The sequence below is a fragment of the Pseudonocardia sp. WMMC193 genome, from assembly GCF_021728735.1.
Classification (GTDB): Bacteria; Actinomycetota; Actinomycetes; order Mycobacteriales; family Pseudonocardiaceae; genus Pseudonocardia; species Pseudonocardia oroxyli.
Genome location: NZ_JAKKDO010000003.1, coordinates 1916150 through 1938777 on the forward strand (window position 1 = coordinate 1916150; position 22628 = coordinate 1938777).

Annotated in this window: 24 protein-coding genes; 4 read left to right on the forward strand and 20 right to left on the reverse strand. The window is 73.3% G+C overall.

Annotation, left to right across the window (positions count from 1 at the left end; all coding sequences use genetic code 11):
* Window positions 1-13: 13 nt before the first annotated feature.
* Window positions 14-1084, reverse strand: a complete 1071-nt coding sequence (locus L3X23_RS10595) for an Rv2578c family radical SAM protein (protein WP_237192047.1) — start codon at window positions 1082-1084, stop codon at window positions 14-16.
* 371 nt (window positions 1085-1455) lie between these two features.
* Between L3X23_RS10595 and L3X23_RS10600 the strand changes: the two genes are divergently transcribed.
* Complete coding sequence (locus L3X23_RS10600; protein WP_308116891.1) at window positions 1456-2565, forward strand: YibE/F family protein; 1110 nt, start codon at window positions 1456-1458, stop codon at window positions 2563-2565.
* 96 nt (window positions 2566-2661) lie between these two features.
* Here L3X23_RS10600 and L3X23_RS10605 read toward each other — a convergent pair whose 3' ends face one another.
* From L3X23_RS10605 to L3X23_RS10615, 3 genes are all read right to left on the reverse strand, one after another.
* The gene (locus L3X23_RS10605; RefSeq protein WP_237192048.1) at window positions 2662-3231 is read right to left on the reverse strand and encodes a bifunctional 2-polyprenyl-6-hydroxyphenol methylase/3-demethylubiquinol 3-O-methyltransferase UbiG; all 570 of its coding nucleotides are present in this window, start codon (window positions 3229-3231) and stop codon (window positions 2662-2664) included.
* A 101-nt stretch (window positions 3232-3332) separates the two neighbouring features.
* Complete coding sequence (gene hisS / locus L3X23_RS10610) at window positions 3333-4604, reverse strand: histidine--tRNA ligase (protein WP_237192049.1); 1272 nt, start codon at window positions 4602-4604, stop codon at window positions 3333-3335.
* Window positions 4601-5272: an MBL fold metallo-hydrolase gene (locus L3X23_RS10615; protein ID WP_237192050.1), complete on the reverse strand. Its 672-nt coding sequence runs from the start codon at window positions 5270-5272 to the stop codon at window positions 4601-4603. The genes hisS and L3X23_RS10615 overlap by 4 nt, the downstream gene beginning before the upstream one ends.
* Window positions 5273-5349: 77 nt before the next feature.
* Here L3X23_RS10615 and L3X23_RS10620 point away from each other — a divergent pair, with 77 nt between their 5' ends.
* Window positions 5350-6189 carry a peptidylprolyl isomerase gene (locus tag L3X23_RS10620; RefSeq protein WP_237192051.1) on the forward strand — a complete coding sequence of 280 codons (840 nt, stop codon included), beginning with the start codon at window positions 5350-5352 and terminating at the stop codon, window positions 6187-6189.
* A gap of 89 nt (window positions 6190-6278) precedes the next feature.
* On the opposite strand, the gene L3X23_RS10625 is transcribed toward L3X23_RS10620, so the two are convergent.
* The 10 genes from L3X23_RS10625 to L3X23_RS10670 all read right to left on the reverse strand — a co-directional run bounded on the left by L3X23_RS10625 (window position 6279) and on the right by L3X23_RS10670 (window position 15843).
* Window positions 6279-8600: a bifunctional (p)ppGpp synthetase/guanosine-3',5'-bis(diphosphate) 3'-pyrophosphohydrolase gene (locus L3X23_RS10625; protein WP_237192052.1), complete on the reverse strand. Its 2322-nt coding sequence runs from the start codon at window positions 8598-8600 to the stop codon at window positions 6279-6281.
* A gap of 81 nt (window positions 8601-8681) precedes the next feature.
* Window positions 8682-9224, reverse strand: coding sequence for an adenine phosphoribosyltransferase (locus L3X23_RS10630; protein ID WP_237192053.1), 543 nt, complete (start codon window positions 9222-9224; stop codon window positions 8682-8684).
* Window positions 9221-10375, reverse strand: coding sequence for a protein translocase subunit SecF (secF, locus tag L3X23_RS10635; RefSeq protein WP_237192054.1), 1155 nt, complete (start codon window positions 10373-10375; stop codon window positions 9221-9223). The genes L3X23_RS10630 and secF overlap by 4 nt, the downstream gene beginning before the upstream one ends.
* Before the next feature lies 1 nt (window position 10376).
* Window positions 10377-11912: a protein translocase subunit SecD gene (gene secD / locus L3X23_RS10640; RefSeq protein ID WP_237192055.1), complete on the reverse strand. Its 1536-nt coding sequence runs from the start codon at window positions 11910-11912 to the stop codon at window positions 10377-10379.
* A 93-nt stretch (window positions 11913-12005) separates the two neighbouring features.
* On the reverse strand, window positions 12006-12440 hold the full coding sequence (yajC, locus tag L3X23_RS10645; protein WP_237192056.1) for a preprotein translocase subunit YajC: 435 nt from the start codon (window positions 12438-12440) through the stop codon (window positions 12006-12008).
* A 101-nt stretch (window positions 12441-12541) separates the two neighbouring features.
* Entirely contained in the window at window positions 12542-13525 is a 984-nt protein-coding gene (gene ruvB, locus L3X23_RS10650) for a Holliday junction branch migration DNA helicase RuvB (RefSeq protein ID WP_255734650.1), read from the reverse strand.
* Window positions 13526-13578: 53 nt separating this feature from the next.
* Entirely contained in the window at window positions 13579-14175 is a 597-nt protein-coding gene (gene ruvA / locus L3X23_RS10655) for a Holliday junction branch migration protein RuvA (protein WP_237192058.1), read from the reverse strand.
* Between the two features lie 156 nt (window positions 14176-14331).
* The gene (ruvC, locus tag L3X23_RS10660) at window positions 14332-14916 is read right to left on the reverse strand and encodes a crossover junction endodeoxyribonuclease RuvC (RefSeq protein WP_237192059.1); all 585 of its coding nucleotides are present in this window, start codon (window positions 14914-14916) and stop codon (window positions 14332-14334) included.
* A gap of 77 nt (window positions 14917-14993) precedes the next feature.
* The gene (locus tag L3X23_RS10665; RefSeq protein ID WP_237192060.1) at window positions 14994-15404 is read right to left on the reverse strand and encodes a VOC family protein; all 411 of its coding nucleotides are present in this window, start codon (window positions 15402-15404) and stop codon (window positions 14994-14996) included.
* Window positions 15405-15432: 28 nt separating this feature from the next.
* Window positions 15433-15843, reverse strand: a complete 411-nt coding sequence (locus L3X23_RS10670) for a helix-turn-helix transcriptional regulator (RefSeq protein ID WP_237192061.1) — start codon at window positions 15841-15843, stop codon at window positions 15433-15435.
* Window positions 15844-15860: 17 nt separating this feature from the next.
* Between L3X23_RS10670 and L3X23_RS10675 the strand changes: the two genes are divergently transcribed.
* Window positions 15861-16346, forward strand: coding sequence for an MOSC domain-containing protein (locus tag L3X23_RS10675; RefSeq protein WP_237192062.1), 486 nt, complete (start codon window positions 15861-15863; stop codon window positions 16344-16346).
* 13 nt (window positions 16347-16359) lie between these two features.
* Here the strand turns inward: L3X23_RS10675 and L3X23_RS10680 are convergent, their stop codons facing one another.
* From L3X23_RS10680 to L3X23_RS10690, 3 genes are all read right to left on the reverse strand, one after another.
* Window positions 16360-16944: an AAA family ATPase gene (locus L3X23_RS10680; protein WP_237192063.1), complete on the reverse strand. Its 585-nt coding sequence runs from the start codon at window positions 16942-16944 to the stop codon at window positions 16360-16362.
* Between the two features lie 101 nt (window positions 16945-17045).
* The gene (gene polA / locus L3X23_RS10685) at window positions 17046-19799 is read right to left on the reverse strand and encodes a DNA polymerase I (protein ID WP_237192064.1); all 2754 of its coding nucleotides are present in this window, start codon (window positions 19797-19799) and stop codon (window positions 17046-17048) included.
* Window positions 19800-19874: 75 nt separating this feature from the next.
* Window positions 19875-20624, reverse strand: a complete 750-nt coding sequence (locus tag L3X23_RS10690; RefSeq protein ID WP_093078233.1) for a YebC/PmpR family DNA-binding transcriptional regulator — start codon at window positions 20622-20624, stop codon at window positions 19875-19877.
* A gap of 227 nt (window positions 20625-20851) precedes the next feature.
* Here L3X23_RS10690 and L3X23_RS10695 point away from each other — a divergent pair, with 227 nt between their 5' ends.
* Entirely contained in the window at window positions 20852-21163 is a 312-nt protein-coding gene (locus L3X23_RS10695) for a hypothetical protein (protein WP_237192065.1), read from the forward strand.
* On the opposite strand, the gene L3X23_RS10700 is transcribed toward L3X23_RS10695, so the two are convergent.
* The 3 genes from L3X23_RS10700 to pdxT are packed head-to-tail and all read right to left on the reverse strand — an operon-like array spanning window position 21149 to window position 22597.
* Window positions 21149-21634 carry an SRPBCC domain-containing protein gene (locus tag L3X23_RS10700; protein ID WP_237192066.1) on the reverse strand — a complete coding sequence of 162 codons (486 nt, stop codon included), beginning with the start codon at window positions 21632-21634 and terminating at the stop codon, window positions 21149-21151. The two genes, L3X23_RS10695 and L3X23_RS10700, sit on opposite strands and share 15 nt — an antisense overlap.
* The gene (locus tag L3X23_RS10705; protein WP_237192067.1) at window positions 21631-21963 is read right to left on the reverse strand and encodes a helix-turn-helix domain-containing protein; all 333 of its coding nucleotides are present in this window, start codon (window positions 21961-21963) and stop codon (window positions 21631-21633) included. Before L3X23_RS10705 ends, L3X23_RS10700 begins: the two co-directional genes overlap by 4 nt.
* Window positions 21964-21997: 34 nt before the next feature.
* Window positions 21998-22597, reverse strand: coding sequence for a pyridoxal 5'-phosphate synthase glutaminase subunit PdxT (pdxT, locus tag L3X23_RS10710; protein WP_237192068.1), 600 nt, complete (start codon window positions 22595-22597; stop codon window positions 21998-22000).
* Window positions 22598-22628: the final 31 nt, after the last annotated feature.

The window sequence follows — 22628 nt, forward strand, 5'->3', positions numbered from 1 at the left end:
GTGCGACCGCATTTCAGAGCAGGGTCAACTGCTCCACCACCGGGGCCGCCAGGTGCTCCGCGGGCGGGGCCTGCCGCGCCACGTCCGACGCCGGGAAACCCGCCTGGGCCGACACCCGGCCGGCGGAGACCCCGTCGTCCTGGGCGCTGCGGCGCACGCCCTCCCCGCGGTCCAGGCCGTGCGCGCGCAGCAGCGGGCGGACCCGGGCGGCGAGGGCCTTGCGGTACTGCGGGTCGGCGTAGGCGCCGCGGCGGTAGAGCCGTTCGTAGCGCGGGGCCAGGGGCGGGTACTCCCGGGCCAGCCAGGCCAGGAACCACTCGCGGGTGCCCGGCCGCAGGTGCAGCGGCAGGACGCTCACCCCGGACGCGCCCGCCTCCTTCACCTGCGCCAGCACCGCGTCGAGCGCCTCGCGGGAGTCGGTCAGGTACGGCAGCACCGGCGCGATCATCACGCCGCAGTCCAGGCCCGCGTCGGCGATCCGGCGCACGAGGTCGAGCCGGGCGCGCGGGCTCGGCGTGCCCGGCTCCAGCCTGCCCTGCAGGTCCCGGTCGAGCAGCGCGAGCGACACCCCGAGCCCGACCGGCACGTCCCGCGCGGCGGCGGCGAGCAGCGGCAGGTCACGGGCGAGCACGGTGCCCTTGGTCAGGACGGACAGCGGCGTGCCGGAGCGGGCCAACGCCTCGACGATCCCGGGCATCAGCCGGTAGCGGCCCTCGGCACGCTGGTAGGGGTCGGTGTTGGTGCCCATCGCGACCGGCTCACGCGCCCACCGCGGCCGGGCGAGCTCGCGGCGCAGCACCCCGCCGACGTTCACCTTCACCACGATCTGGGAGTCGAAGTCCCGGCCCGCGTCGAGGTCGAGGTAGGTGTGGGTGGTGCGGGCGAAGCAGTAGACGCAGGCGTGCGAGCAGCCCCGGTACGGGTTCACCGTCCACGAGAACGGCATCGGCGACGAACCGGGCACCCGGTTGAGCGCCGACCTCGCCTCCACCTCGTGGAAGACGACGCCGGCGAACTCCGGGGCCCGGACCGTCCGGACCAGTCCCGGGAGCGCCTGCTGGGGTTCCTGCCCGCTCCATCGCACGAGCGCCAGTCGAACACATGTTCGAGATGGTGCGCAAGCCCGGACCCGCGCGTCGTCACCGCGGCGGGGGTCGCGAGGATGCGGGGATGGCCCGTCACGACCGTCGTGCGCTCCGGCCCGAGCACGGGGTACCCGCGCGCGGGGCGTCGGGCGACCCGGCTCGGCGAGGCTCGGCCGCAGGAAGCTCGGCCGCGCGAGACTCGGCCGCGCGAGACTCGGCTGCGGGAGGCTCGGCTGCGGAGCGGACGGAGCCGATCCCGGTCGTCCCGCCCGCACCCGTCGCGGAGCCGGAGCCCGAGCCGGCGCCCGGAACCGGCCACGGTCATGGCCACGGTCACGGCCACGGGCCCGCGGCGCCTGCCGGGCGTCGGGTGCGGGTCCTGCTGGCCGCCCTGCTGGTCCCCTGTGCGCTCGCGACGCTGGTCGGACTGGTCGTGCTCTGGCCGACGGGCGACCTGCCGCACAGCACGCAGCGGCCCCAGGAGGTGTTCCACGCCGAGGTCACGGCGGCGCAGGCGGCCGACTGCTCGCCCGGCTCCGGAGACGGCGGCTGCGCCGGGCTGACGCTGCACATGGAGGGCGGGCCGCTGCCCGGCCGCGACCTGGTGCAGCTCGTGCCGATCGAGCCGTCGACCCCCCGCTTCGCCGTCGGCGACGCGGTGCAGGTCGCCTACTCGGGCGGTGACGCGGCGGACCCGGGCTCGTACCAGGTGGTCGACTTCCAGCGCGGGAGCGCGCTGATCTGGCTGGGCGCGGCGTTCGCGCTGGCGGTGCTCGCGCTGGGGCGGTGGCGCGGGCTGGCGGCGCTGGTCGCGCTCGGGCTGAGCCTCGTGGTGCTCGTCGTGTTCGTGCTGCCCGCGATCCTGGCCGGGTCCAGCCCGGTCACGGTCGCCGTGATCGGTGCGTCGGTGATCATGTTCCTGGTCCTGTACCTGACCCACGGCTTCTCCGCGCGCACGTCGACGACCGTCCTCGGCACCCTGCTCTCGCTCGGCCTCATCGCGGTGCTGAGCTCGGTGTTCTCGGCCTTCGCCCGGCTCACGGGGCTCGACGACACGACCGCGGGCCTGATCGCCACGCTCGGCGCGCCCGTCGACGCCCGCGGCCTCGTCCTCGCCGGAGTGATCATCGGCGCGCTCGGCGTGCTCGACGACGTCACCGTCACCCAGACCAGCGCGGTCTGGGAGCTGCGGGCCGCCAACCCCTCGCTCGGCCCGCGAGAGCTGTTCGCCGCCGGCATGCGGATCGGGCGCGACCACGTCTCGTCGGCCGTCAACACCCTGGTGCTCGCCTACGCCGGTGCCTCGCTGCCCCTGCTGTTGCTGTTCACGGTGGCGGGGCAGGGCCCGGGAGCGGTGCTGACCTCGCAGGACGTCGCCACCGAGGTCGTCCGCACCCTGGTCGGCAGCATCGGTCTGGTCGCGTCGGTGCCGATCACGACGGCCTTCGCGGCGGTCGTCGCGAGCCGGGAGCGGGCCTGAGGGGTGATCCACAAACCGGGAGCGGGACGGTCGGAAATCGACCCCCCTCCTCCCCACCGGTGGATCATGACCCGCCCGTGACCGCCGCCGGGAGCCTCACGGGCGCCGGGCGACCAGCGTCGCCTCCCCGTTCCGCTCCTCGTCCGCGAGCACGTCGAGGTGCCCGAACGCCGTGCGGAGCTCGCCGGGTCGCGCGCGGAACCGCCCGGGCTCGTCGTCGACCTCGGACAACACCGTGACCACCAGCAGGCCGCCGGGTGCGAGGGCCGCGGCCAGGGCCGGGTAGAGCGCCGGATCGCGGAACCGCTGACACACGACGAGCGCGTAGACGCCCTCGGGCGGCCGCCAGGCGTCCAGGTCCGCCACCGCGAACCGCACCTCGCCCGGCGCGGCCGTCTCACCGACCTCGACCGCGCGCACCCCCACCGCCTCCGCGAGCGCCCGCCCCGACCGCACGGCCGCGGGCGACACGTCCACCGCGTCGACCGCGAGACCCCGCTGCGCCGCCCACACGGCGACCGCGCCCCGCCCGCAGGCGACGTCCAGGGCCCGCCCCGCCCCGGGCAGCAGCGACTCCCGGCCCCGCAGCCCGTCGGGCGGCATCGGGGTGCCGAGCCCCACGGCCCCGTGCCGGGCGTCCCAGCGCTTCCGGTCCGCCGTGCTCATCGGTCCCTGCTCATCGGTCCCTACTCATCGGCGCCTGCTCACCGGTCCCTGCTCACCGGCGCCTGCTCACCGGCGCCTGCTCACCGGGGACGAGACCCCTCTCACGCGAGCAGCGAGGCGAGCTCCGTCACCACGGACTCGAGCGGCACCGACCGCTGGTCCCCGGAGGCGAGGTCCTTCACCCCCACGGTCCCGGACTCCAGGTCGCGCTCCCCCAGCACGAGCGCGTAGCGGGCGCCCGAGCGGTCCGCGGACTTCATCGCACCCTTGAGGCCGCGGCCGCCGTAGGCGACGTCCACCCGGACCCCGGCGGCCCGCAACGCGCCGGCGACGGTGACCAGCCTGCGTCGGGCCTCGTCGCCCAGCGGCACGCAGAACACCTCGACCCGGGCCGTGGACCACGGCTGCAGCCCTTCGGCGGCACAGGCCAGCAGGGTGCGGTCGACCCCGATCCCGAACCCGACGCCGGACAGCTGCGGTCCGCCCAGGGTGGCCATCAGCCCGTCGTAGCGCCCGCCGCCGCCGATGCCGGACTGGGCGCCGAGCCCGTCGTGCACGAACTCGAACGTCGTCTTGGTGTAGTAGTCCAGCCCGCGCACCATCCGCGGGTTGATCGTGTAGGCGACGCCCAGGTCGTCCAGGTGGCCGAGCACGGCCTCGTGGTGGGCCTGCGCCTCGGGCGAGAGGTGGTCGAGCAGCAGCGGCGCGTCCAGCATCAGCTTGCGGACCTCGGGGCGCTTGTCGTCCAGCACCCGCAGCGGGTTGAGCGCGGCGCGCGCCCGGGTGGCCTCGTCGAGGTCCAGGCCTGCGAGGAAGTCCTGCAGGAGGGCGCGGTAGGCCGGGCGGCTCGCCGCGTCGCCCAGCGAGGTCAGCTCCAGCCGGTAGCCCCGCAGCCCCAGCGCCCGGAAGCCCTCGTCGGCGATCGCGATGGCCTCGGCGTCCAGCGCCGGGTCGTCCGCGCCGATCGCCTCGATGCCCACCTGCTGCAGCTGCCGGTACCGCCCGGCCTGCGGCCGCTCGTAGCGGAAGAACGGGCCGGCGTAGCGCAGCTTGACCGGCAGCCCCTGCTTGTCGAGGTGGTGCTCGATCACCGCCCGCACGACGCCCGCGGTCCCCTCGGGCCGCAGCGTCACCGACCGTTCCCCGCGGTCGGCGAAGGTGTACATCTCCTTGCTGACGACGTCCGTGGACTCCCCCACGCCGCGCGCGTACAGCCCCGTGTCCTCGAAGACCGGCAGCTCGATGTACCCGTAGCCCGCCCGCTCCGCCGCGGCGGACAGCGTGTCCCGCACGTGCACGAACCCGGCCGAGCTCGACCCGCCGTCCGACGGGTAGTACTCCGGGATGCCCTTGGGCGCCGAGAACGTGCTCACAGTCCCTGCCTCGTCTGGAGGAACGGGTTTGCGGCCCGTTCCCGGCCGATCGTCGTCGTGGGGCCGTGCCCGGGGAGCACGACGCCGCTGTCCGGCCTGGTCATCAGCCGGTCCTGGATGCTCGTGAGGAGCTGTTCGTGCGAGCCGCCGGGGAGGTCGGTCCGCCCGATGGAGCCCGCGAAGAGGGTGTCCCCGGCGAGGATCACCTCGACCCCGTCCTCGGTCTCGGTGGTGAACACGACCGAGCCCCGGGTATGGCCCGGCGTGTGGTCGACCCGCAGCCGCATCCCGGCCAGCTCGAGGTCGGCGCCGTCTACCAGCAGCTCGACCGAGCGCGGCTCGCGCAGCTCCAGCCGGCCGCCGAAGAAGGCCGCGGACTTCTTGCTGATGCCCTTCATCGGGTCCGCGAGCAGCTCGCGGTCCTCCGGGTGGATCCAGGCGGGGATGTCCGCGCCGTCGCACACCGGCTGCACGCTGAAGGTGTGGTCGAAGTGGCCGTGGGTCAGCAGCACGGCGACCGGGGTGAGCCGGTGCTCCGCCAGCGCGGCGGAGAGCGGCTCCTCGGCGTCCTGGCCCGGGTCGACGATCACGCACGCCTCCCCGACACCGGTCGCGACGAGGTAGCAGTTCGTCTGGAACGCCCCTGCGGGGAAACCGGCCACGAGCACGGCGACCAGCCTAGACGCGGGTCACACAGGCGACCTCGCTACCCTGCCGGGGCGATCTAGTGACGGAGGATTCTCGGGTGGCCACGAACCAGATGCGCCGGGAGGCGGCCAAGCGGAAGCTGGCGAACCAGCAGAAGCACCGGGAGGAGCGGGCGCGCCGACAGAAGCGGGTCGCGGTGCTCTCCTCGGCCGGGGCGGTCGTCGTGGTCGTCGTCGCCGTGGTGCTGCTGGTCACCGCCCCGTGGAAGTCCGACACCTCCGCCGCCCCGCAGCCCGCCGCGGCACCGACGGACGCCGCCCAGAACGTCCCCACCGAGAACGCCCCGGTCCCGGCCCGGCCCTCCCCGCTGCCGGCCGCGGTCGACTGCGCGTACCCGGCGGGCGGGCAGGCGGCCAAGCCGGCGACCCCGCCCGCGCAGACCACCGGGGTGAGCGCACAGGGCACGGTGGCCGCCGCCCTCACCACGTCCGCGGGCCCGATCGGGCTCACGCTGGACCGGGCGCTGGCCCCCTGCACGGTCAACAGCTTCGTCAGCCTGGCGCAGCAGGGCTACTTCGACGGCACCACCTGCCACCGGCTCACCACCGCCCCCGGCCTGCAGGTGCTGCAGTGCGGCGACCCGTCGGGCAGCGGCAGCGGCGGCCCCGGCTACTCGTTCGCGGACGAGACGTTCCCGCAGATCACCTACGGCCGCGGGCTGCTCGCCATGGCGAACGCGGGCCCGAACACCAACGGCAGCCAGTTCTTCATGATCTACGGCAACGCCCAGCTGGACCCGAACTACACCGTGTTCGGCACGATCGACGCCCCCGGCCTGCAGACCCTCGACACGGTCGCCGCGGGCGGCACGACCAGCGGCTCCGGGGACGGCGCCCCCGCCACCCCGGTCACCATCGAGACCGCCACCGTCGCCTGAGCCGTGAGCGGCGGCCGGGGGTCGGCAGCCGCCGGAGGCGGCGGGGTGGGTCAGCGGAGCCGCTATAGCGACTATCGCCGCTCACGGGGTCAGCCGGCGCTGGTGACCCGGTAGACGTCGTACACGCCCTCGACGTTGCGGACGGCGTGCAGCACGTGGCCGAGGTGCTTGGGGTCGCCCATCTCGAAGGAGAACCGGCTCACCGCGACCCGGTCGCGGCTCGTGGTCACCGAGGCCGAGAGGATGTTGACCTTCTCGTCCGCCAGCACCTTCGTGACGTCGGACAGCAGCCGGTGCCGGTCCAGCGCCTCGACCTGGATCGCCACCAGGAACACCGACGCGGGCGACACCGACCACGCGACGTCCACGAGCCGTTCGCTGCGGGACTTGAGGTCCGCCGCGTTCGTGCAGTCGGTGCGGTGCACGGAGACCGCTCCCCCGCGCGTCACGAACCCGAGGATCTCGTCCCCGGGGACGGGGGTGCAGCAGCGGGCGAGCTTGCAGTAGACGTCTCCCATCTCGGCGCCGTCCGCGCCCTGCAGGACGACGCCGGCGTCCCCGCTCGGGCGGCGGACCCGCACCGTCGACGGGGTGGCCCGCTCGGCGAGCTCCTCCTCGGCGTCCTCCATGCCGCCGAGCAGGGCGGTGAGCCGCTGCACGACGTGCCGGGCGCTGGTCTGCCCCTCGCCGATCGCCGCGTAGAGCTGGGAGATCTCGGTGAAGTGCAGCTCCCGGGAGACCGCGTTCATCGCGTCCGCGGACACGAGGCGCTGCAGCGGCATGCCCGTGCGGCGGGCCTCCCGGGTGATCGCCTCCTTGCCCTCCTCGATGGCCTCCTCGCGGCGCTCCTTCGCGAACCACTGCTTGATCTTGGTCTTGGCGCGCGGCGACTGGACGAAGCCCAGCCAGTCCCGCGACGGCCCGGCGCCCTCGGCCTTCGAGGTGAAGATCTCGACGACGTCCCCGGACTCGAGCGTGCGCTCCAGCGCGACCAGCCTGCCGTTGACCCGCGAGCCGATGCACCGGTTCCCGACCTCGGTGTGCACGGCGTAGGCGAAGTCGACCGGGGTGGAGCCGACCGGGAGGGTCTGCACGTCCCCCTTCGGGGTGAAGACGAACAGCTCCTTGGCCGCGAGGTCGTAGCGCAGCGACTCGAGGAAGTCCCCGGGGTCCGCGGCCTCGCGCTGCCAGTCGAGCAGCTGCCGCATCCAGGACATCTCGTCGATCTCGACCGACGAGCCGTTGTTGTGGCCCCGGGTCTCCTTGTACCGCCAGTGCGCCGCGATGCCGTACTCGGCGGTGCGGTGCATCTCGTGGGTGCGGATCTGCACCTCGAGGGGCTTGCCGTCCGGCCCGATCACCGTGGTGTGCAGGGACTGGTAGACGCCGAACCGCGGCTGGGCGATGTAGTCCTTGAACCGGCCGGGCATCGGCTGCCACAGCGCGTGGACCATGCCCATCGCGGCGTAGCAGTCCCGCACCTCGTCCACCAGGACGCGCACGCCCACCAGGTCGTGGATGTCGTCGAACTCGCGGCCCTTGACGATCATCTTGCGGTAGATCGAGTAGTAGTGCTTGGGCCTGCCCTCGACGGTGCCGTCCACCCGGGCGGCCTGCAGCTGTCGCGAGATCTCGGCGATGACCTGCTTGAGGTAGGTGTCCCGGGACGGCGCGCGGGTCGCGACGAGCCGGACGATCTCGTCGTACTTCTTGGGGTGCAGGATCGCGAAGGACAGGTCCTCCAGCTCCCACTTCACCGTGGCCATGCCGAGCCGGTGCGCCAGCGGGGCCATGACCTCGAGGGTCTCGCGGGCCTTCTTCGCCTGCTTCTCCGGCGGCAGGTAGCGCATGGTCCGCATGTTGTGCAGCCGGTCGGACAGCTTGATCACCAGGACCCGCGGGTCCCGCGCCATCGCGACGACCATCTTGCGGATCGTCTCGGCCTCCGCGGCCGTGCCGAACTCCACCTTGTCGAGCTTGGTGACCCCGTCCACCAGGTGCGCGACCTCGTCGCCGAACTCCGCGCGCAGCCGGTCGAGGGAGTAGTCGGTGTCCTCGACGGTGTCGTGCAGCAGGGCCGCGACCAGCGTGGTCGTGTCCATGCCCAGCTCGGCGAGGATCGTGGCGACGGCCAGGGGGTGCGTGATGTACGGATCCCCGGACTTGCGCTTCTGGTGGGCGTGCTTCTCCTCGGCCACGTCGTAGGCGCGCTGCAGCAGCACCAGGTCGGCCTTGGGGTGCAACGTGCGGTGCACACTGGCCAGCGGCTCGAGGACCGGTTTCACGATCGCCACGCGCTGCGGGGTCATCCGGCGGGCGATGCGGGCCCGCACGCGCCGGGTGGCGGACGGTCTGGCCGACTCCAGCGCCGGATCGAGCTCGGCGGGGCTGGTCTGCTGGACGTCCGTCACCCCCTCAACGATAGGCGCTCCGCGCCCGTGAGTGGTAAGTGGTGCCAGGGCACCACTTACCACTCACGGGCGCGGAGCGCTTCAGTAGGAGAGCAGGGAGTGGACCTCGACGCCGGGCAGCTTGTCCCGCCCCCGCAGCGCCGCCAGCTCGATCACGGTGGCGAACCCGGTGACCTCGGCGCCCGCGTCCGTCAGCAGCCCGCAGGCCGCGGCGGCGGTGCCCCCGGTGGCCAGCACGTCGTCCACCACGAAGACCGTCGTCCCCGGCTCGACGACGCCGGCGGGCAGCTCGAGCGTGGCCGTGCCGTACTCCAGGTCGTAGGTCCGTGTCCCGGCGACCGACGGCAGCTTCCCGGCCTTGCGGATCGGCACCACGCCCGTCCCGGCGACGAGCGCCACCGCGGCCCCGATGAGGAATCCGCGCGCCTCCACCCCGGCGACCAGGTCCGCGGCACCCGCCTGGGCCGCCAGCTCGGTGGTCAGGGTCGCGAACGCCTCGGCGTCCGCGAGGACCGGCGTGAGATCGCGGAACAGCACCCCCGGCTCGGGGTAGTCCGGCACGCTGCGGACCAGGTCCCGCACCCGCTCCAGCTCGTACTCGGAGTCGTCGCCTGCGGCGGTCACCGGCGGCGCCTCTTGCCCTGCGGGCGACCCGGCTGCGGCTGCGCCCGCCGCGGCGAGCTCGCCGCCGCCGCGAGGGCCCGCTCGCGGCGCAGTTCCCGGGCCACGGCCTCGTCGTCGGTGGTGTCGAGGTCCGCGGACTCCGGGGCCTCACCCGACCGGGTCGCGGCCGCCCGCGCCCGGCGGGCCATGACCCGCTCGGCCTGCTTGCGGAAGCGCGGGTCCCGCATCTTGAGGTCGACCAGCAGCGGCGTGGCCAGCAACAGCGAGGACAACGCACCCGCGATGATGCCGACGAGCTGCACGAGCGCCAGGTCGGCGAGCGTGCCGACGCCGAGCAGCCCGACGCCCACCACCATCAGCCCGATCACCGGCAGCACCGCGATCAGCGAGGTGTTGATGGAGCGCATCAGCGTCTGGTTCACCGCGAGGTTGGCCTGCTCGCCGTAGGTCCGGCGGGTCAGCTGCAGCAGGCCGCGGGTGTTCTCCTTGACCTTGTCGAACACCACGACCGTGTCGTAGAGCGAGAAGCCGAGGATCGTGAGCAGGCCGATCACCGTGGACGGCGTGACCTCGAACCCGACGAGCGAGTAGATGCCCGCGGTGACGACGACGTCGTGCACCAGCGCCACGAGCGCGGCGATCGCCATCGAGCGTTCGAAGTAGAGCGCCAGGAACAGCGTGACCAGCACCAGGAACACCCCGAGCGCGATCAGCGCCTGCCGGGTGATCTCCCCGCCCCAGGTGCCCGAGACGGCGCTGTCGCTGATCACCTGCTCGCCGCCGACCGGCTGCAGCTGCGCGTTCAGGCCGTCCTTGAGGGCCGCGAGCTGGGCGGGCTCGAGCGACTCCGACCGGATGATGATCGTCGCCGAGTCCCCCACCCCCGCCGACTGGACGGTCGCGGGGTCCTCGCCCACGGCGGACCGGTAGACCTGCTCCACCTGCTCGGTGGTGATGGTGCCGTTCACGCCCGCGGCCGGCAGCTGGATCTGCGAGCCGCCGGTGAAGTCGATGCCGAGGTTGAACCCGCGGATCGCGATGGACAGCACCGAGATCAGGACGAGCACCCCGAAGGTGACGTACCAGGCCTTGCGGCGCCCGACGACGTCGAACGCGCCGGTCCCGGAGTAGAGCCTGCTGAACACGGACATCTCAGGCCCCCTTCGTGCCGGACGAGGCGGTCTCGCGGGTGCGGCGGCGTTGCGCCCCGATCCTGGCCACCGAGCCCAGGCCGGACAGCGCGGGACTGGAGAAGACCTTCGAGTTCGACGCCAGCGCCACCAGCGGGTGCGTCACGAGGAACACGACGACCAGGTCGAGCACCGTGGACATGCCGAGGGTGAACGCGAAGCCCTTCACCTGGCCGACGGCCAGGATGTAGAGCACCGCCGCGGCGAGGAAGCTGACGGCGTCCGCGGTGAGGATGGTGCGGCGGGCGCGGACCCAGGCCCGCGGCACGGCGGACCGGAACGAGCGGCCCTCGCGGACCTCGTCCTTCAGCCGTTCGAAGAAGATCACGAACGAGTCCGCCGTGATGCCGATGGCCACGATGAACCCGGCGACGCCCGCGAGGTCGAGGGTGAACCCGATCCAGCGCCCCAGCAGCACCAGCACGGCGTAGACGACCGCGCCGGACAGGATCAGCGACAGGATCGTGAGCAGCCCGAGCACCCGGTAGTAGAAGAGGCAGTAGACGAACACCAGGATCAGGCCGACGGCACCGGCGAGCAGCCCCGCCTCCAGCGAGGCGAGCCCCAGCGTCGCGGAGACCGTCTGGGCCTCGGAGGACTCGAAGGACAGCGGCAGCGAGCCGTAGCGCAGCACGCTGGCGAGGTTCTGCGCCTGCTCCTGGCTGAAGTTGCCGCTGACCTGGGTGTTTCCGTAGAGCGCGCCCTGGATGGTGGGGGCCGAGACGACCTCGCCGTCGAGCACGAAGGCCGCCTGGGCGCCGACGTTCGCCGCCGTGTAGGCGCCCCACGCCGCGTTGCCCGCGGACTTGAACGTCAGGTCGACGACCGAGCCGACGCCGTTCGGGTCCTGGGTGGCCGTGGCCGACGCGATCTCGGTGCCCTCGACGATCGTCGGGCCGAGCACGTACTTGGCCGTCTTGTTCTGGTCGCACGCGACGAGCGGCAGGGCCGGGTCGTCGTAGCCCTGCAGCGGGTCCGGAGCGTTGCAGTCCAGCGTCTGCAGCGCGATCTGCTGCGTCGTCGGGTCCGTGCTCTGCCGCAGCTGCTTGGCCTGCGCGACGGCGTCCGGCGACTCGGGGTCCGCCGCGGGGGGCTGCGCCGGGTCGGCGGGGGTGGCCGGGACCGGCTGCCCGATGACCGGCCGGAACCGCAGCTGCGCCGTCTGGGCCAGGTCGCGGGCCTGCTCGCCACCGTCACCCGGGACGGTGATCGTGAGGTTGTTGCCGTCCAGCACCACCTCGGCGCCGCTGACGCCGAGCCCGTTCACGCGCTGCTCGATGATCGACTGCGCCTGGATCAGCTGGTCCCGCGGCGGGGTCTGACCGTCCGCGGTGCGCGCGGTCATCGTGACCCGGGTGCCACCCTGAAGGTCGATGCCGAGCTTCGGCGCGAAGGACCGGTCACCGGTGAAGGCCACCAACGCGTACAGCGCCACGACGATGCCCGCGAACCCCGCGAGGTACCGCCAGGGGCGGATCCGCCCCGGGGTCGTTGCCACTCTTCTTCCACTCCCGGTCGCCTCGGACTGCGCTGCGTGCGCACCCGACGATGCTGCACCACGGGTCGATGGGCGCGGACAGCGCCCCCGCGGTCACTTCTTGTCGTCGGCCGGGGTCTCGACGGTCGCACCCGCCGGGGTGTCCGAGGTGGTCGCCGTCGTCGGGCTCGTCCCGTTCGCGGTGGTCGTGCCGGTCGCGGGCAGCTCGGCCGGAGTGTCCGACTCGGTGTCCGCGGCGTCCTCGGCGGCGTCCTCGGCGTGGGTGTCGGTCGCGACCTTGTCCCGCACCGCGGCGCGCAGCCACGTGGTGACGACGCCGTCCGCGATCTCCAGGTCGATGGTGTCCTCGTAGGACGCGTCGACCACGGTGCCGCGCAGGCCCGAGGTGGTGGTGACGACGTCACCCTCCGCCAGGGCGTTCTGCATCTGCTGGGTCTCCGCCAACTGCCGCTTCTGCTTGCGCCCCGACAGGAAGATCGGGATGAACAGCAGCAGGATGAGGATGGGGAACAGCAGGCTCAGGTCCATGATGTCGCTTTCTTCCGTATTCGAGCACGTCGGCGGTGCGAGTCTGCCAGTCCGGGCTCGCGCCTCGACCACCGGGCCGGGCTCGTGACGTGCGGTTTCGCCTAGAACAGTGCCTGCGGACCGGTGCTCTCCTCCGGAGGACGCAACCCCAGATGGGCCCAGGCCGCGGGTGTGGCCACCCGGCCCCGCGGCGTGCGGGCGAGCATCCCGGCCCGTACCAGGTACGGCTCGCAGACCTCCTCGACGGTACCGGGTTCCTCGCCCACCGCCACAGCCAGCGTCGACACGCCGACGGGGCCTCCTCCGAACGTCCGCACCAACGCCCCCAGCACGGCGCGGTCCAGCCGGTCCAGACCCAGCTCGTCGACGTCGTACACCGCGAGCGCGTCCCGGGCGACGGCGCGGTTCACGGTGCCGTCCGCGCGGACCTCGGCGAAGTCCCGCACGCGGCGGAGCAGGCGGTTCGCGATGCGGGGGGTGCCGCGGGAGCGCCCGGCGATCTCCTCGGCGCCGTCCGCCTTGAGGTCGACGTCCAGGATGGTGGCCGCGCGGGTCAGCACCCGCTCCAGCTCGTGCGGCTCGTAGAACTCCATGTGCGCGGTGAAGCCGAAGCGATCGCGCAGCGGGCCGGTCAGCGCGCCGGCCCGGGTCGTGGCCCCGACCAGCGTGAACGGCGCGATGTCCAGCGGGATCGAGGTGGCCCCCGGCCCCTTCCCGACCACGACGTCCACCCGGAAGTCCTCCATCGCGAGGTACAGCATCTCCTCGGCGGGCCGGGCGATGCGGTGGATCTCGTCGATGAACAGCACGTCCCCGGGGAGCAGGTTGGACAGCATCGCGGCGAGGTCGCCCGCGCGTTCCAACGCCGGCCCGGACGTCAGCCGGATCGACGCCCCCATCTCGGCCGCGACGATCATGCTCAGGCTGGTCTTGCCGAGCCCGGGCGGCCCGGAGAGCAGGATGTGGTCCGGCGGGTCGCCGCGCCGCCGCGCCCCCTCGAGCACGAGCTCGAGCTGCTCGCGCACCCGCGGCTGCCCGATGAACTCCCGCAGGTTCCGCGGCCGCAGCGAGTTCTCGACGTCCAGGTCCTCGGGTACCGCCTCGGCGGCGACCCCGCTGAACTCGCGCGACTCCTCGCTCACCGGCTACGGCCCAGGCTGCTCAACGCGGTCCGGAGCAGGTGCGACGGATCCGCCGCGGGGTTCTCGGCGAGCACCGCGTCCACCGCCTGCTCGGCGGGTCTCTGGGTGAAACCGAGCCCGAGCAGCGCCTCCACGACCCGGTCCCGGTGCCCGCCGGTGGCCGCGACCTGCGCGACGGGCGGGGCGGCGGGCGTGACCAGCACCTTGTCCCGCAGCTCCACCACCAGCCGCTCCGCGCTCTTCTTCCCGACGCCGGGGATGCGCTGCAGCGTCGCCAGGTCCCCGTCGTGCAGGGCACGGCGGAGCGTGTCCGGCTCCAGCACCGCGATGGTCGCCAGCGCGAGCCGCGGGCCGATCCCGGACACGGTCTGGAGCAGCAGGAACAGCTCCCGCTCGTCGACGTCGGCGAACCCGAAGAGGGTCAGCGACTCCTCGCGCACGATCAACGTGGTGGCGAGCTTCGCCTCGGTCCCCCGCCGGAGCCCGGCCAGGGTGTTCGGCGTGCAGAACACGGCGTACCCGAGCCCACCGACCTCGACCACGGCGTGGTCCAACCCGATCTCCAGCACGGGCCCGCGCACGGACGAGATCACAAGCACTCCTCGCAGGTACGAACACTAGTTCGAGCCGAAGGCTACCGGCCCGGTCCCCCGAACCGATCCACCCCCACCCGACGGCGTGTCCCACCGCGAGTCCTGCACTCGGGCGGCGGAGGCGCCGCGCGACCGGGCTCTCACCCCGGCCCTCGCTCAGCGCCGTCGGGCCGCCGCGAGCCGCTCCTTCTGGGCCGCCGCCAACCGCGCCTTGTGCTGCTTCGCGATCTCGGCGGCCCGGCGCTCGGCCTCGGCCATCCGGGTCATCATCGGCGCCCGCCAGCAGTGGCAGATGGCGAGGGCGAGGGCGTCCGCGGCGTCCGCGGGCCGGGGCGCTTCGGCGAGCCCCAGCACGCGGGTCACCATGGCCGTGACCTGGGCCTTGTCCGCGCGACCGGCGCCGGTCACCGCGGCCTTGACCTCGCTCGGGGTGTGGAACGCGACCGGCAGCCCGGCCCGCGCGGCGACCAGCGCGACCACCCCGCTGGCCTGGGCGGTGCCCATCACGGTGCGGACGTTGTGCTGGGCGAAGACCCGCTCGATCGCGACCACGTCCGGCCGGTGCCGCGCGATCCAGCGCTCCACCTCGTCCGCCACGACGAGGAGCCGCCGGTCCACCGGGACGTCCGTGTCGCTGCGCACCACGCCGACGTCGACGCACGCGACCTGGCGCCCGCCCGTGCCGTCGACCACGCCGAGCCCGCACCGGGTCAGCCCCGGGTCGACTCCGAGCACCCGCACACGCACTCCCCTCGTCCGGGAGGACGCTACCGGCGCCCGGCTCCGCCGCGGACGTCCGACGCGCGGACGGGCCGGGCCTACGCCCGCTCGGTCAGGCTGAACCAGTTGCCGGAGTCGTCCCGGAACACGGCCTCGACGCCGTACGGGCGTTCGGCGGGCGGCTGCAGGAACTCTACCCCGCGCCCGCTGAGCTCGGCGAACGTGGCCCGGCAGTCCGCCGTCGCCCACACGCCCATCCCCAACGCGCCCTTCGCCACCAGCTCGCGGATCTGTGCGGCGGTCGTCGGGTCGTGGCCCATCGCCGGGTCCGCCAGGATGATCTCGCCCACGCCGCCCGGCGGCCCGACCGTCAGCCAGCGGGAGCCGCCGAACTCGGGACCCATCACCACGTCGCTGCGCACCTCCAAGCCGAGCTTCCCGGTGTAGAAGTCCTTCGCCGAGTCCTGGTCCAGCACCCACACGCAGGTGTGGGACATGCGCTCGATCACTCGTCGCTCCCTCCGTCGCGAGGAGAACCTACGGCTCGTCCGCGGCCCGCCGCTTCTCCGCGATTGCGCTCCACCGCATCAGCACGCAGCCGGGGACGACCGAGGGCGTCTCGTGGTCACGGCGGTAGGCCGTCGGCGAGCGGCCGACCAGCTCGGAGAAGCGGCGGCTGAACGTCCCCAGGCTCGTGAACCCCACGAGGTGGCAGATCTCGGTGACCGTGAGGTTCGCCGAGCGCAGCAGGTCCTGGGCCCGCTCGATCCGACGCCGGGTGAGGTACGCGCCCGGCGGCTCCCCGTAGGCCGTGCGGAACGCCCGGGCGAAGTGGAACCGGGAGTACCCGGCCGCGACCGCCATCGCCTCCAGGTCGAGCGGCTCGGCGTAGCAGCGGTCGATCAGGTCACGTGCCCGCCGGACGTGCGCGACGGGCGGCGGGCTCATCGGGGCAGGATAGGGCCGTGCAGGTCGAGATCGTCGCGTTGATGGCGTCGCCGATCCACGCGTTCGAGGGTCGCCCGTCCGACGGGCCGCGGCCCGATCCCGAGCCTCCGGGCCGGACGTCCGTCGAGGTCAGGGCCGGCCTCGGGGTCGTGGGCGACCGGTACTTCGGCCACCCGGCGCACCGCCGTGCCTCCGTGACGCTGATCGCGGTCGAGTCCCTCGAGGCGGTGGCCGCCGAGCTCGGGGTGCCGCCGTTCGACCCGGTCCTCGCGCGACGCACCGTCGTGCTGCGCGGCGCGGACGTCGACGGGCTGACCGGCGAGTTCACCCTCGGCGGCGTGGGGTTCCGGGCCCACCGCCCGGCCAACCCGTGCGCCTGGATGGACCGGGTGCTCGCGCCGGGCGCCTTCCGGGCCCTCCGCCGCCGCGGCGGCATCCGGTGCGAACCGCTGACGTCCGGCGTCCTGCGCCTGGGCCCGACGACCCTCGACCGCTGCGGGTGACCGCGGCGGACGATCACGTGTCCACGGCGGGCGGGGCCAGGGAGCGCGCGGGGCCGTCCAGCCAGGTCCTGATCTCGGCGCGCGAGCGCAGCCGGACGACCGGCAGGTCGGGACGCGCGGCGGCGAGCGCCTGCACGTGCTCGCCCACCGTCGGCTGAGTGCGCCAGGCCCACCGCACGATGTGGTCGGGGTCGGTGAGGAACGTGCGCAACGGCGGCTCGATGTTGCCGTTCCACAGCTCCACCCGCCCGAGCCGCCGCCGAAGGGTCCGCGGCACGACCTGGGCCATCACCCGCGTGCGCGGCGGGTCGAGCCAGACCAGCAGCTCGGCGCGGGGGCCGAGGTGCGGGCGGGCCGGCTCGTAGCCGTACTCGGTGATCCATTCCGGTCCGGCGGCGAGCGCCCGGACGTCCGCCTCGAACTCGGCCCGCGGCACCCAGTCGGGACCGTGGAACAGCGCGTCCAGCTCGATGTACGGGATGCCGGTCCGCCGGGACAGCGCGCGGCCGAGGGTGGTCTTCCCCGACCCCGACGCCCCGCGGAGCAGGATCCGACGGGCGGGCGGGAGCGGGTCCGTGGCGCACAGCACTCCGAGCATCCTGCCGCCCGCGGCAACCCGATTTCAGCGGTCACCGACGCCCGCGCGCACGGAGCGGCGGACTCGCGTGTCCGAAGTGCGGGACTCGCGGCGCGGGGCGGTCAGTGGGCGGCGTCGTCCCAGCTGCGGCCGTAGCCGACCGAGACCTCGAGCGGCACCGAGAGGTCCTCGGCCGCGGCCATCTCGCGGCGGACCAGCTTCTCCAGCCGCTCGTGCTCGCCCTCGGCGACCTCCAGCACCAGCTCGTCGTGCACCTGGAGCAGGATCCGGCTGCGCAGCCCCTCCTCGGCGAGCGCCCTGGCCACCCCGAGCATCGCGACCTTGATGATGTCCGCCGCCGAGCCCTGGATGGGGGCGTTGAGCGCCATCCGCTCGGCCATCTCGCGGCGCTGGCGGTTGTCGCTGGTCAGGTCCGGCAGGTAGCGCCGACGCCCCAGCATGGTGGCCGTGTAGCCCTCCCGGCGGGCGACGTCGACGACCGAGCGCAGGTAGTCCCGCACGCCGCCGAAGGTCTCGAAGTAGTCGTCCATCAGGGCGCGGGCCTCCTCGGTGGAGATCCGCAGCTGCCCGGACAGGCCGAAGGCCGACAGCCCGTAGGCCAGCCCGTAGTTCATCGCCTTGATCTTGGCGCGCTGGGCGGGCGTGACCTCGTCCGGCGCCACCCCGAACACCTTCGACGCCGTCTCCGAGTGGAAGTCCCGCGCCGAGTTGAAGGCCTCGATCAGCGCGGCGTCCTCGGAGAGGTGGGCCATGATCCGCATCTCGATCTGGCTGTAGTCCGCGGTCATCAGCTCCGCGTAGCCCGCGCCGACGACGAACGCCTCGCGGATCCGCCGCCCGGCCGCCGTGCGGATCGGCACGTTCTGCAGGTTGGGGTCGGTGGACGACAGCCTGCCCGTCGCGGCGATCGTCTGCGAGTACGTGGTGTGGATCCGCCCGTCCGCGGCGACCGACTTGAGCAGCCCGTCCACGGTGACCTTGAGCCGGGTGGCGTCCCGGTGGGTGAGCAGGTGCTGCAGGAACGGGTGCTCGGTCTGCTCGAACAGGCTCTGCAGCGCGTCCGCGTCCGTGGTGTAGCCGGTCTTGGTGCGCTTGGTCTTCGGCATGTTCAGCTCGTCGAACAGCACGACCTGCAGCTGCTTGGGCGAGCCGAGGTTGATCTCCTTGCCGATGACCTCGTAGGCGAGGTGCGCGGCCTGGGTGACCTGCCCGCCGAACTCCGCCTCCAGCATGCCGAGGTGCGACTGGTCCACGGCGATGCCCGCGGCCTCGCAGTCCGCGAGCACGAAGGCGAGGGGCTGCTCCAGCTCCAGCAGCAACCGGGTCTGCTCCTTCTCGGCCAGCTCGGTGCCCAGCGCGTCCGCCAGCTCGGCGACCGCGGACGCGGCGACCATCTCGGCCTCGGCGTGCTGCGCGTCCGCCTCCTCCTCGCCGCCGAGCAGGGAGAGCTGCCCGTCCGCGGGGCCGCCCTCCATGGCGAGCTCGCGGCGCAGGTAGCGCAGCGCCAGGTCCGCCAGGTCGAACGAGCGCTGGCCGGGCCGGGCCAGGTACGCCGCCAGCGCGGTGTCGCTGGTCAGCCCCCGCAGCGCCCACCCGCGCGAGCGCAGGCCGTGCAGCACCGCCTTGACGTCGTGCGAGGCCTTGGGCACGGTCGGGTCCGCCAGCCACGCCCCGAGCGCGGCCTCGTCCTCCGGCGTGAGCAGCCGGACGTCCACGTACCCGGCCACGGGCACCCCCGCCGCCGCCCCGTCCGCCCGGTCCTCGACCGACGGCTCGCCCGTGGCCAGCGCGATCCCGGAGAAGTCCCGCTCGGTGATCGCCCCGGCGACCCCCGAGAACGCGACGCCCACGCGCCGCCCGTCCCGCGCGTGCTCGGCGAGCCAGTCGCCCAGCTCCCCGGGCGCGATGATCCCGCCCTGCACCGCGAACCCGGACTCCGCCTCGGGCTCGGCGCTCTGCAGCGTGGCGAACAGCCGCTCGCGCAGCACGCGGAACTCCAGCTCGTCGAACAGCCGGTGCACCGCGTCCCGGTCCCACGGCCGCACCTCGAGCTCGGCGGGGACGCTGTCCAGCGGCACGTCCCGGACGAGCTCGGTGAGCTGGCGGTTCATCAGCACGTTCGCCAGGTTGGCGCGCAGCGCGTCCCCCGCCTTGCCCTTGACCTGGTCCACCCGGTCGGTCAGCTCGCCGAGGGAGCCGAACTCGCGGACCCACTTCGCCGCCGTCTTCTCCCCCACGCCGGGGATGGAGGGCAGGTTGTCCGAGGGGTCCCCGCGCAGCGCGGCGAAGTCCGGGTACTGGGTCGGGGTGAGCCCGTAGCGCTTGTCCACCTCGGCCGGGTCGATCCGACCGAGGTCGGAGACGCCGCGCTTCGGGTAGAGCACCGTGACGTGGTCGGTGACCAGCTGGAAGGCGTCCCGGTCGCCGGTGGTGATCAGCACGTCGAAGCCCTGCTGCTCCGCCTGGGTGGCGAGGGTGGCGATGATGTCGTCCGCCTCGAACCCGTCCACGGCGAACACCGGGATGTTGAGCGCCTTGAGGACCTCCTTGATGAGGTCCACCTGGCCGCGGAAGTCGTCCGGCGTGGTCGTGCGGTTCGCCTTGTAGTCGGCGTAGCGCTCCGACCGGAAGGTCTTGCGCGAGACGTCGAACGCCACGGCGAGGTGCGTCGGCTGCTCGTCCCGCAGCTGGTTGATGAGCATCGACGTGAAGCCGTAGACGGCGTTCGTGGTCTGCCCGGTGCCCGTGCGGAAGTTCTCCGCGGGCAGGGCGAAGAAGGCCCGGTACGCCAGCGAGTGCCCGTCCAGCAGCAGGAGTCGCTTCGTGTCGGTCGCGTTCTTCGTCGGTGCGGTCACGGCCGCGAGTCTAGGACCGGGCACCGACGGTTCCGGGTGGGGGAAGCGCTCCCCCGCCCGGGACCGGGTGGTACCTCAGCCGACCTCGGCCATGACCTCGTCGGACACGTCGAAGTTCGAGTAGACGTTCTGGACCTCGTCGGAGTCCTCGAGCGCCTCGATCAGCTTGAAGACCTTCTTGGCGCCCTCGGCGTCCAGCTCGATCTGCATCGAGGGCAGGAAGGTCGGCTCGGCCGAGTCGTAGTCGATGCCCGCCTCCTGCAGCGCGGTGCGCACCGCGACCAGGTCGGTGGGCTCGGAGACGACCTCGAAGCTGTCCCCCAGGTCGTTGACCTCCTCGGCGCCCGCCTCGAGGACGGCCAGCAGCACGTCGTCCTCGGTCAGCGACCCCTTCGGCAGCACGACGACGCCCTTGCGCGTGAACAGGTAGGCGACGGAGCCGGGGTCGGCCATGGTCCCACCGTTGCGGGTCATCGCCGTGCGCACCTCGGTGGCCGCGCGGTTGCGGTTGTCCGACAGGCACTCGATCAGCATCGCGACGCCGTTGGGGCCGTAGCCCTCGTAGGTGATCGTCTCGTAGTTGGCGCCGCCGCCGTCCGCACCGGAGCCGCGCTTCACCGCCCGGTCGATGTTGTCGTTCGGCACCGAGCTCTTCTTCGCCTTCTGGATGGCGTCGTAGAGCGTGGGGTTGCCGTCCGGGTCACCGCCGCCGGTGCGGGCCGCGACCTCGATGTTCTTGATCAGCTTCGCGAACATCTTGCCGCGCCGGGCGTCGATGACGGCCTTCTTGTGCTTGGTCGTCGCCCATTTGGAGTGGCCACTCATCGGCTGCCCCGTCCCTCCTCGCTCGCGGCACGCAGGCGGCCCAGGGCCCCTGCCGGATATCCCGTCCATGCTACCGACCTGGTGTCCGGCGCCTCATCGCCAGAGGGTGCACCCGGCGTTACACGGGGTACCCCGAATTCACCGACCTCGGTGAAAGCCCAGGTCAGGCGTTAATGACGGTCGACCGGCCCGCGATAGCGAGGCAGGGACGACACGAGGGGGACACGATGGACCGCACGCTGATCGCGCGCCTGGGCTTCGCCGCGGCGGGTGCCGCCGCGCTCGCGACCGGGTCGTCCGCCCTCTCCGCCGTCCTCGGCACCGCCGACCACGCCGAGGCCGCCCCGCTGACCGTCACCGTGACCGGGCCCGCGCAGCCGCTGTACACCTGCGACCTGCAGAGCCCGCCGCAGTTCGGCGACCCCGCGAACCCGGACACGATCACCAACCGGGCCTGCGCCTACACCGACGACCTGGGTCGCACGCGCAGCTTCGACCCGTGGATCGACGGGCAGCTGCTGCACTCAGGCGGCCAGTAGCCCGTCTATCTGCCCCATCGCCAGGCGCATGCCCTCCGGCATGCCCATCTCGGAGAGCTTCTCCAGCGCCTCGAGCGAGGGGAACGTGCAGACCGTCGTCATCCGGGTCCCCGAGTCCGTCGCCTCCAGCGTGACCAGGGCGGACGTCGTCGGCATGGCGTCCGACGGGGTGCCGTCCGCCTCCGCGAAGCCGTCTTCGAAGGCGAGGCTGCGCGGGGCGTCGACGGCGGTGATGCGCCACCAGCCGTCGAACCGGGCCCCCTCCGGGCCGGTCATGAAGTACACGGCCCGACCGCCGGGCTCGACCTCCAGCAGCTCGAAGGTCGCCGGGTGGGTCGGCGGCCCCCACCAGCGCTCCAGCAGGCGCGGGTCCTCCCAGACCTGCCACACCCGCTCGACGGGCGCCGCGAACTCCGCGACGAACGTGAGGGTGAGGTTCTCGGTGTCGCGGACGACGTCGACGACGGTCATGTCTCCTCCAGCAGAGCGTCGATGGACTGCGCGCGATGGCGCCAGAGCTGCGCGTAGGACTCCAGGAGCCGGGTGGCGCGGCTCAGCACCACGGGCTCGCCGTGGACGTGCTGCTCCCGCCCGCGCTTCTCCTTGCGGACCAGCCCCGCCCGCTCCAGCACCGCGACGTGCTTCTGCACCGCCGCGAAGCTCATGGCGTACCGGCCGGCGAGCGTCGAGATCGACTGGCCCTCGTGCAGCACCTGCACCACGATGTCGCGGCGGGTGGAGTCCGCGAGGGCGTGGAACAGGCGGTCCCAGTCCTCGTCGGTCAGCCGATCTGCAACCACGCGGTTGTACGTTAACGTGCAACCGATCGGTTGTCTATGCCGAGCGCACGAGGTCCGCGAAGTAGGCGTGCACGCGCAGGTCCCCGGTGATCTCCGGGTGGAAGGAGGTGGCCAGGACGTTCCCCTGCCGGACGGCGACGACCCGGCCCGCGGCCTGGGCGGCGTCCCCCGGCACCGTGGCCAGGACCTCGACGTCCGCACCGGTCTTCTCCACCCACGGCGCGCGGATGAACACCGCCCGCACCGACCCGACGCCGGTCATGTCCAGGTCGGTCTCGAAGGAGTCCACCTGGCGGCCGAAGGCGTTGCGGCGCACCACGACGTCCAGGCCGCCGAGCTGCTCCTGGTCGGGGCGCCCGTCGAGCACCTCGCCCGCCAGCAGGATCATCCCGGCGCAGGACCCGTACGCGGGCAGGCCGTCGGCGATCCGGGCGCGCAGCGGCTCGAGCAGCTCGAAGATCCCGAGGAGCTTGCTGATCGTCGTCGACTCGCCGCCGGGGAGGACGATCCCGTCCACGGCCGCGAGCTCGGCGGGCCTGCGCACGGGCACCGCGCCGACCCCGGCCGCGCTCAGCGCGGCGAGGTGCTCGCGGACGTCACCCTGCAGGGCCAGCACACCGATCGTCGGAACCACGCCGACCAGGGTAGACAGTGACCCAGCGCAC

Excerpts from the sequence above, each read along its gene's own strand:
- L3X23_RS10605 (WP_237192048.1), bottom strand. The coding sequence starts at position 3,231 with ATGAGCACGGCGGACCGGAAGCGCTGGGACGCCCGGCACGGGGCCGTG.
- secF (WP_237192054.1), bottom strand. The coding sequence starts at position 10,375 with ATGTCCGTGTTCAGCAGGCTCTACTCCGGGACCGGCGCGTTCGACGTC.
- yajC (WP_237192056.1), bottom strand. The coding sequence starts at position 12,440 with ATGGACCTGAGCCTGCTGTTCCCCATCCTCATCCTGCTGCTGTTCATC.
- L3X23_RS10670 (WP_237192061.1), bottom strand. The coding sequence starts at position 15,843 with ATGAGCCCGCCGCCCGTCGCGCACGTCCGGCGGGCACGTGACCTGATC.
- L3X23_RS10680 (WP_237192063.1), bottom strand. The coding sequence starts at position 16,944 with ATGCTCGGAGTGCTGTGCGCCACGGACCCGCTCCCGCCCGCCCGTCGG.
- L3X23_RS10690 (WP_093078233.1), bottom strand. The coding sequence starts at position 20,624 with ATGAGTGGCCACTCCAAATGGGCGACGACCAAGCACAAGAAGGCCGTC.
- L3X23_RS10695 (WP_237192065.1), top strand. The coding sequence starts at position 20,852 with ATGGACCGCACGCTGATCGCGCGCCTGGGCTTCGCCGCGGCGGGTGCC.
- L3X23_RS10700 (WP_237192066.1), bottom strand. The coding sequence starts at position 21,634 with ATGACCGTCGTCGACGTCGTCCGCGACACCGAGAACCTCACCCTCACG.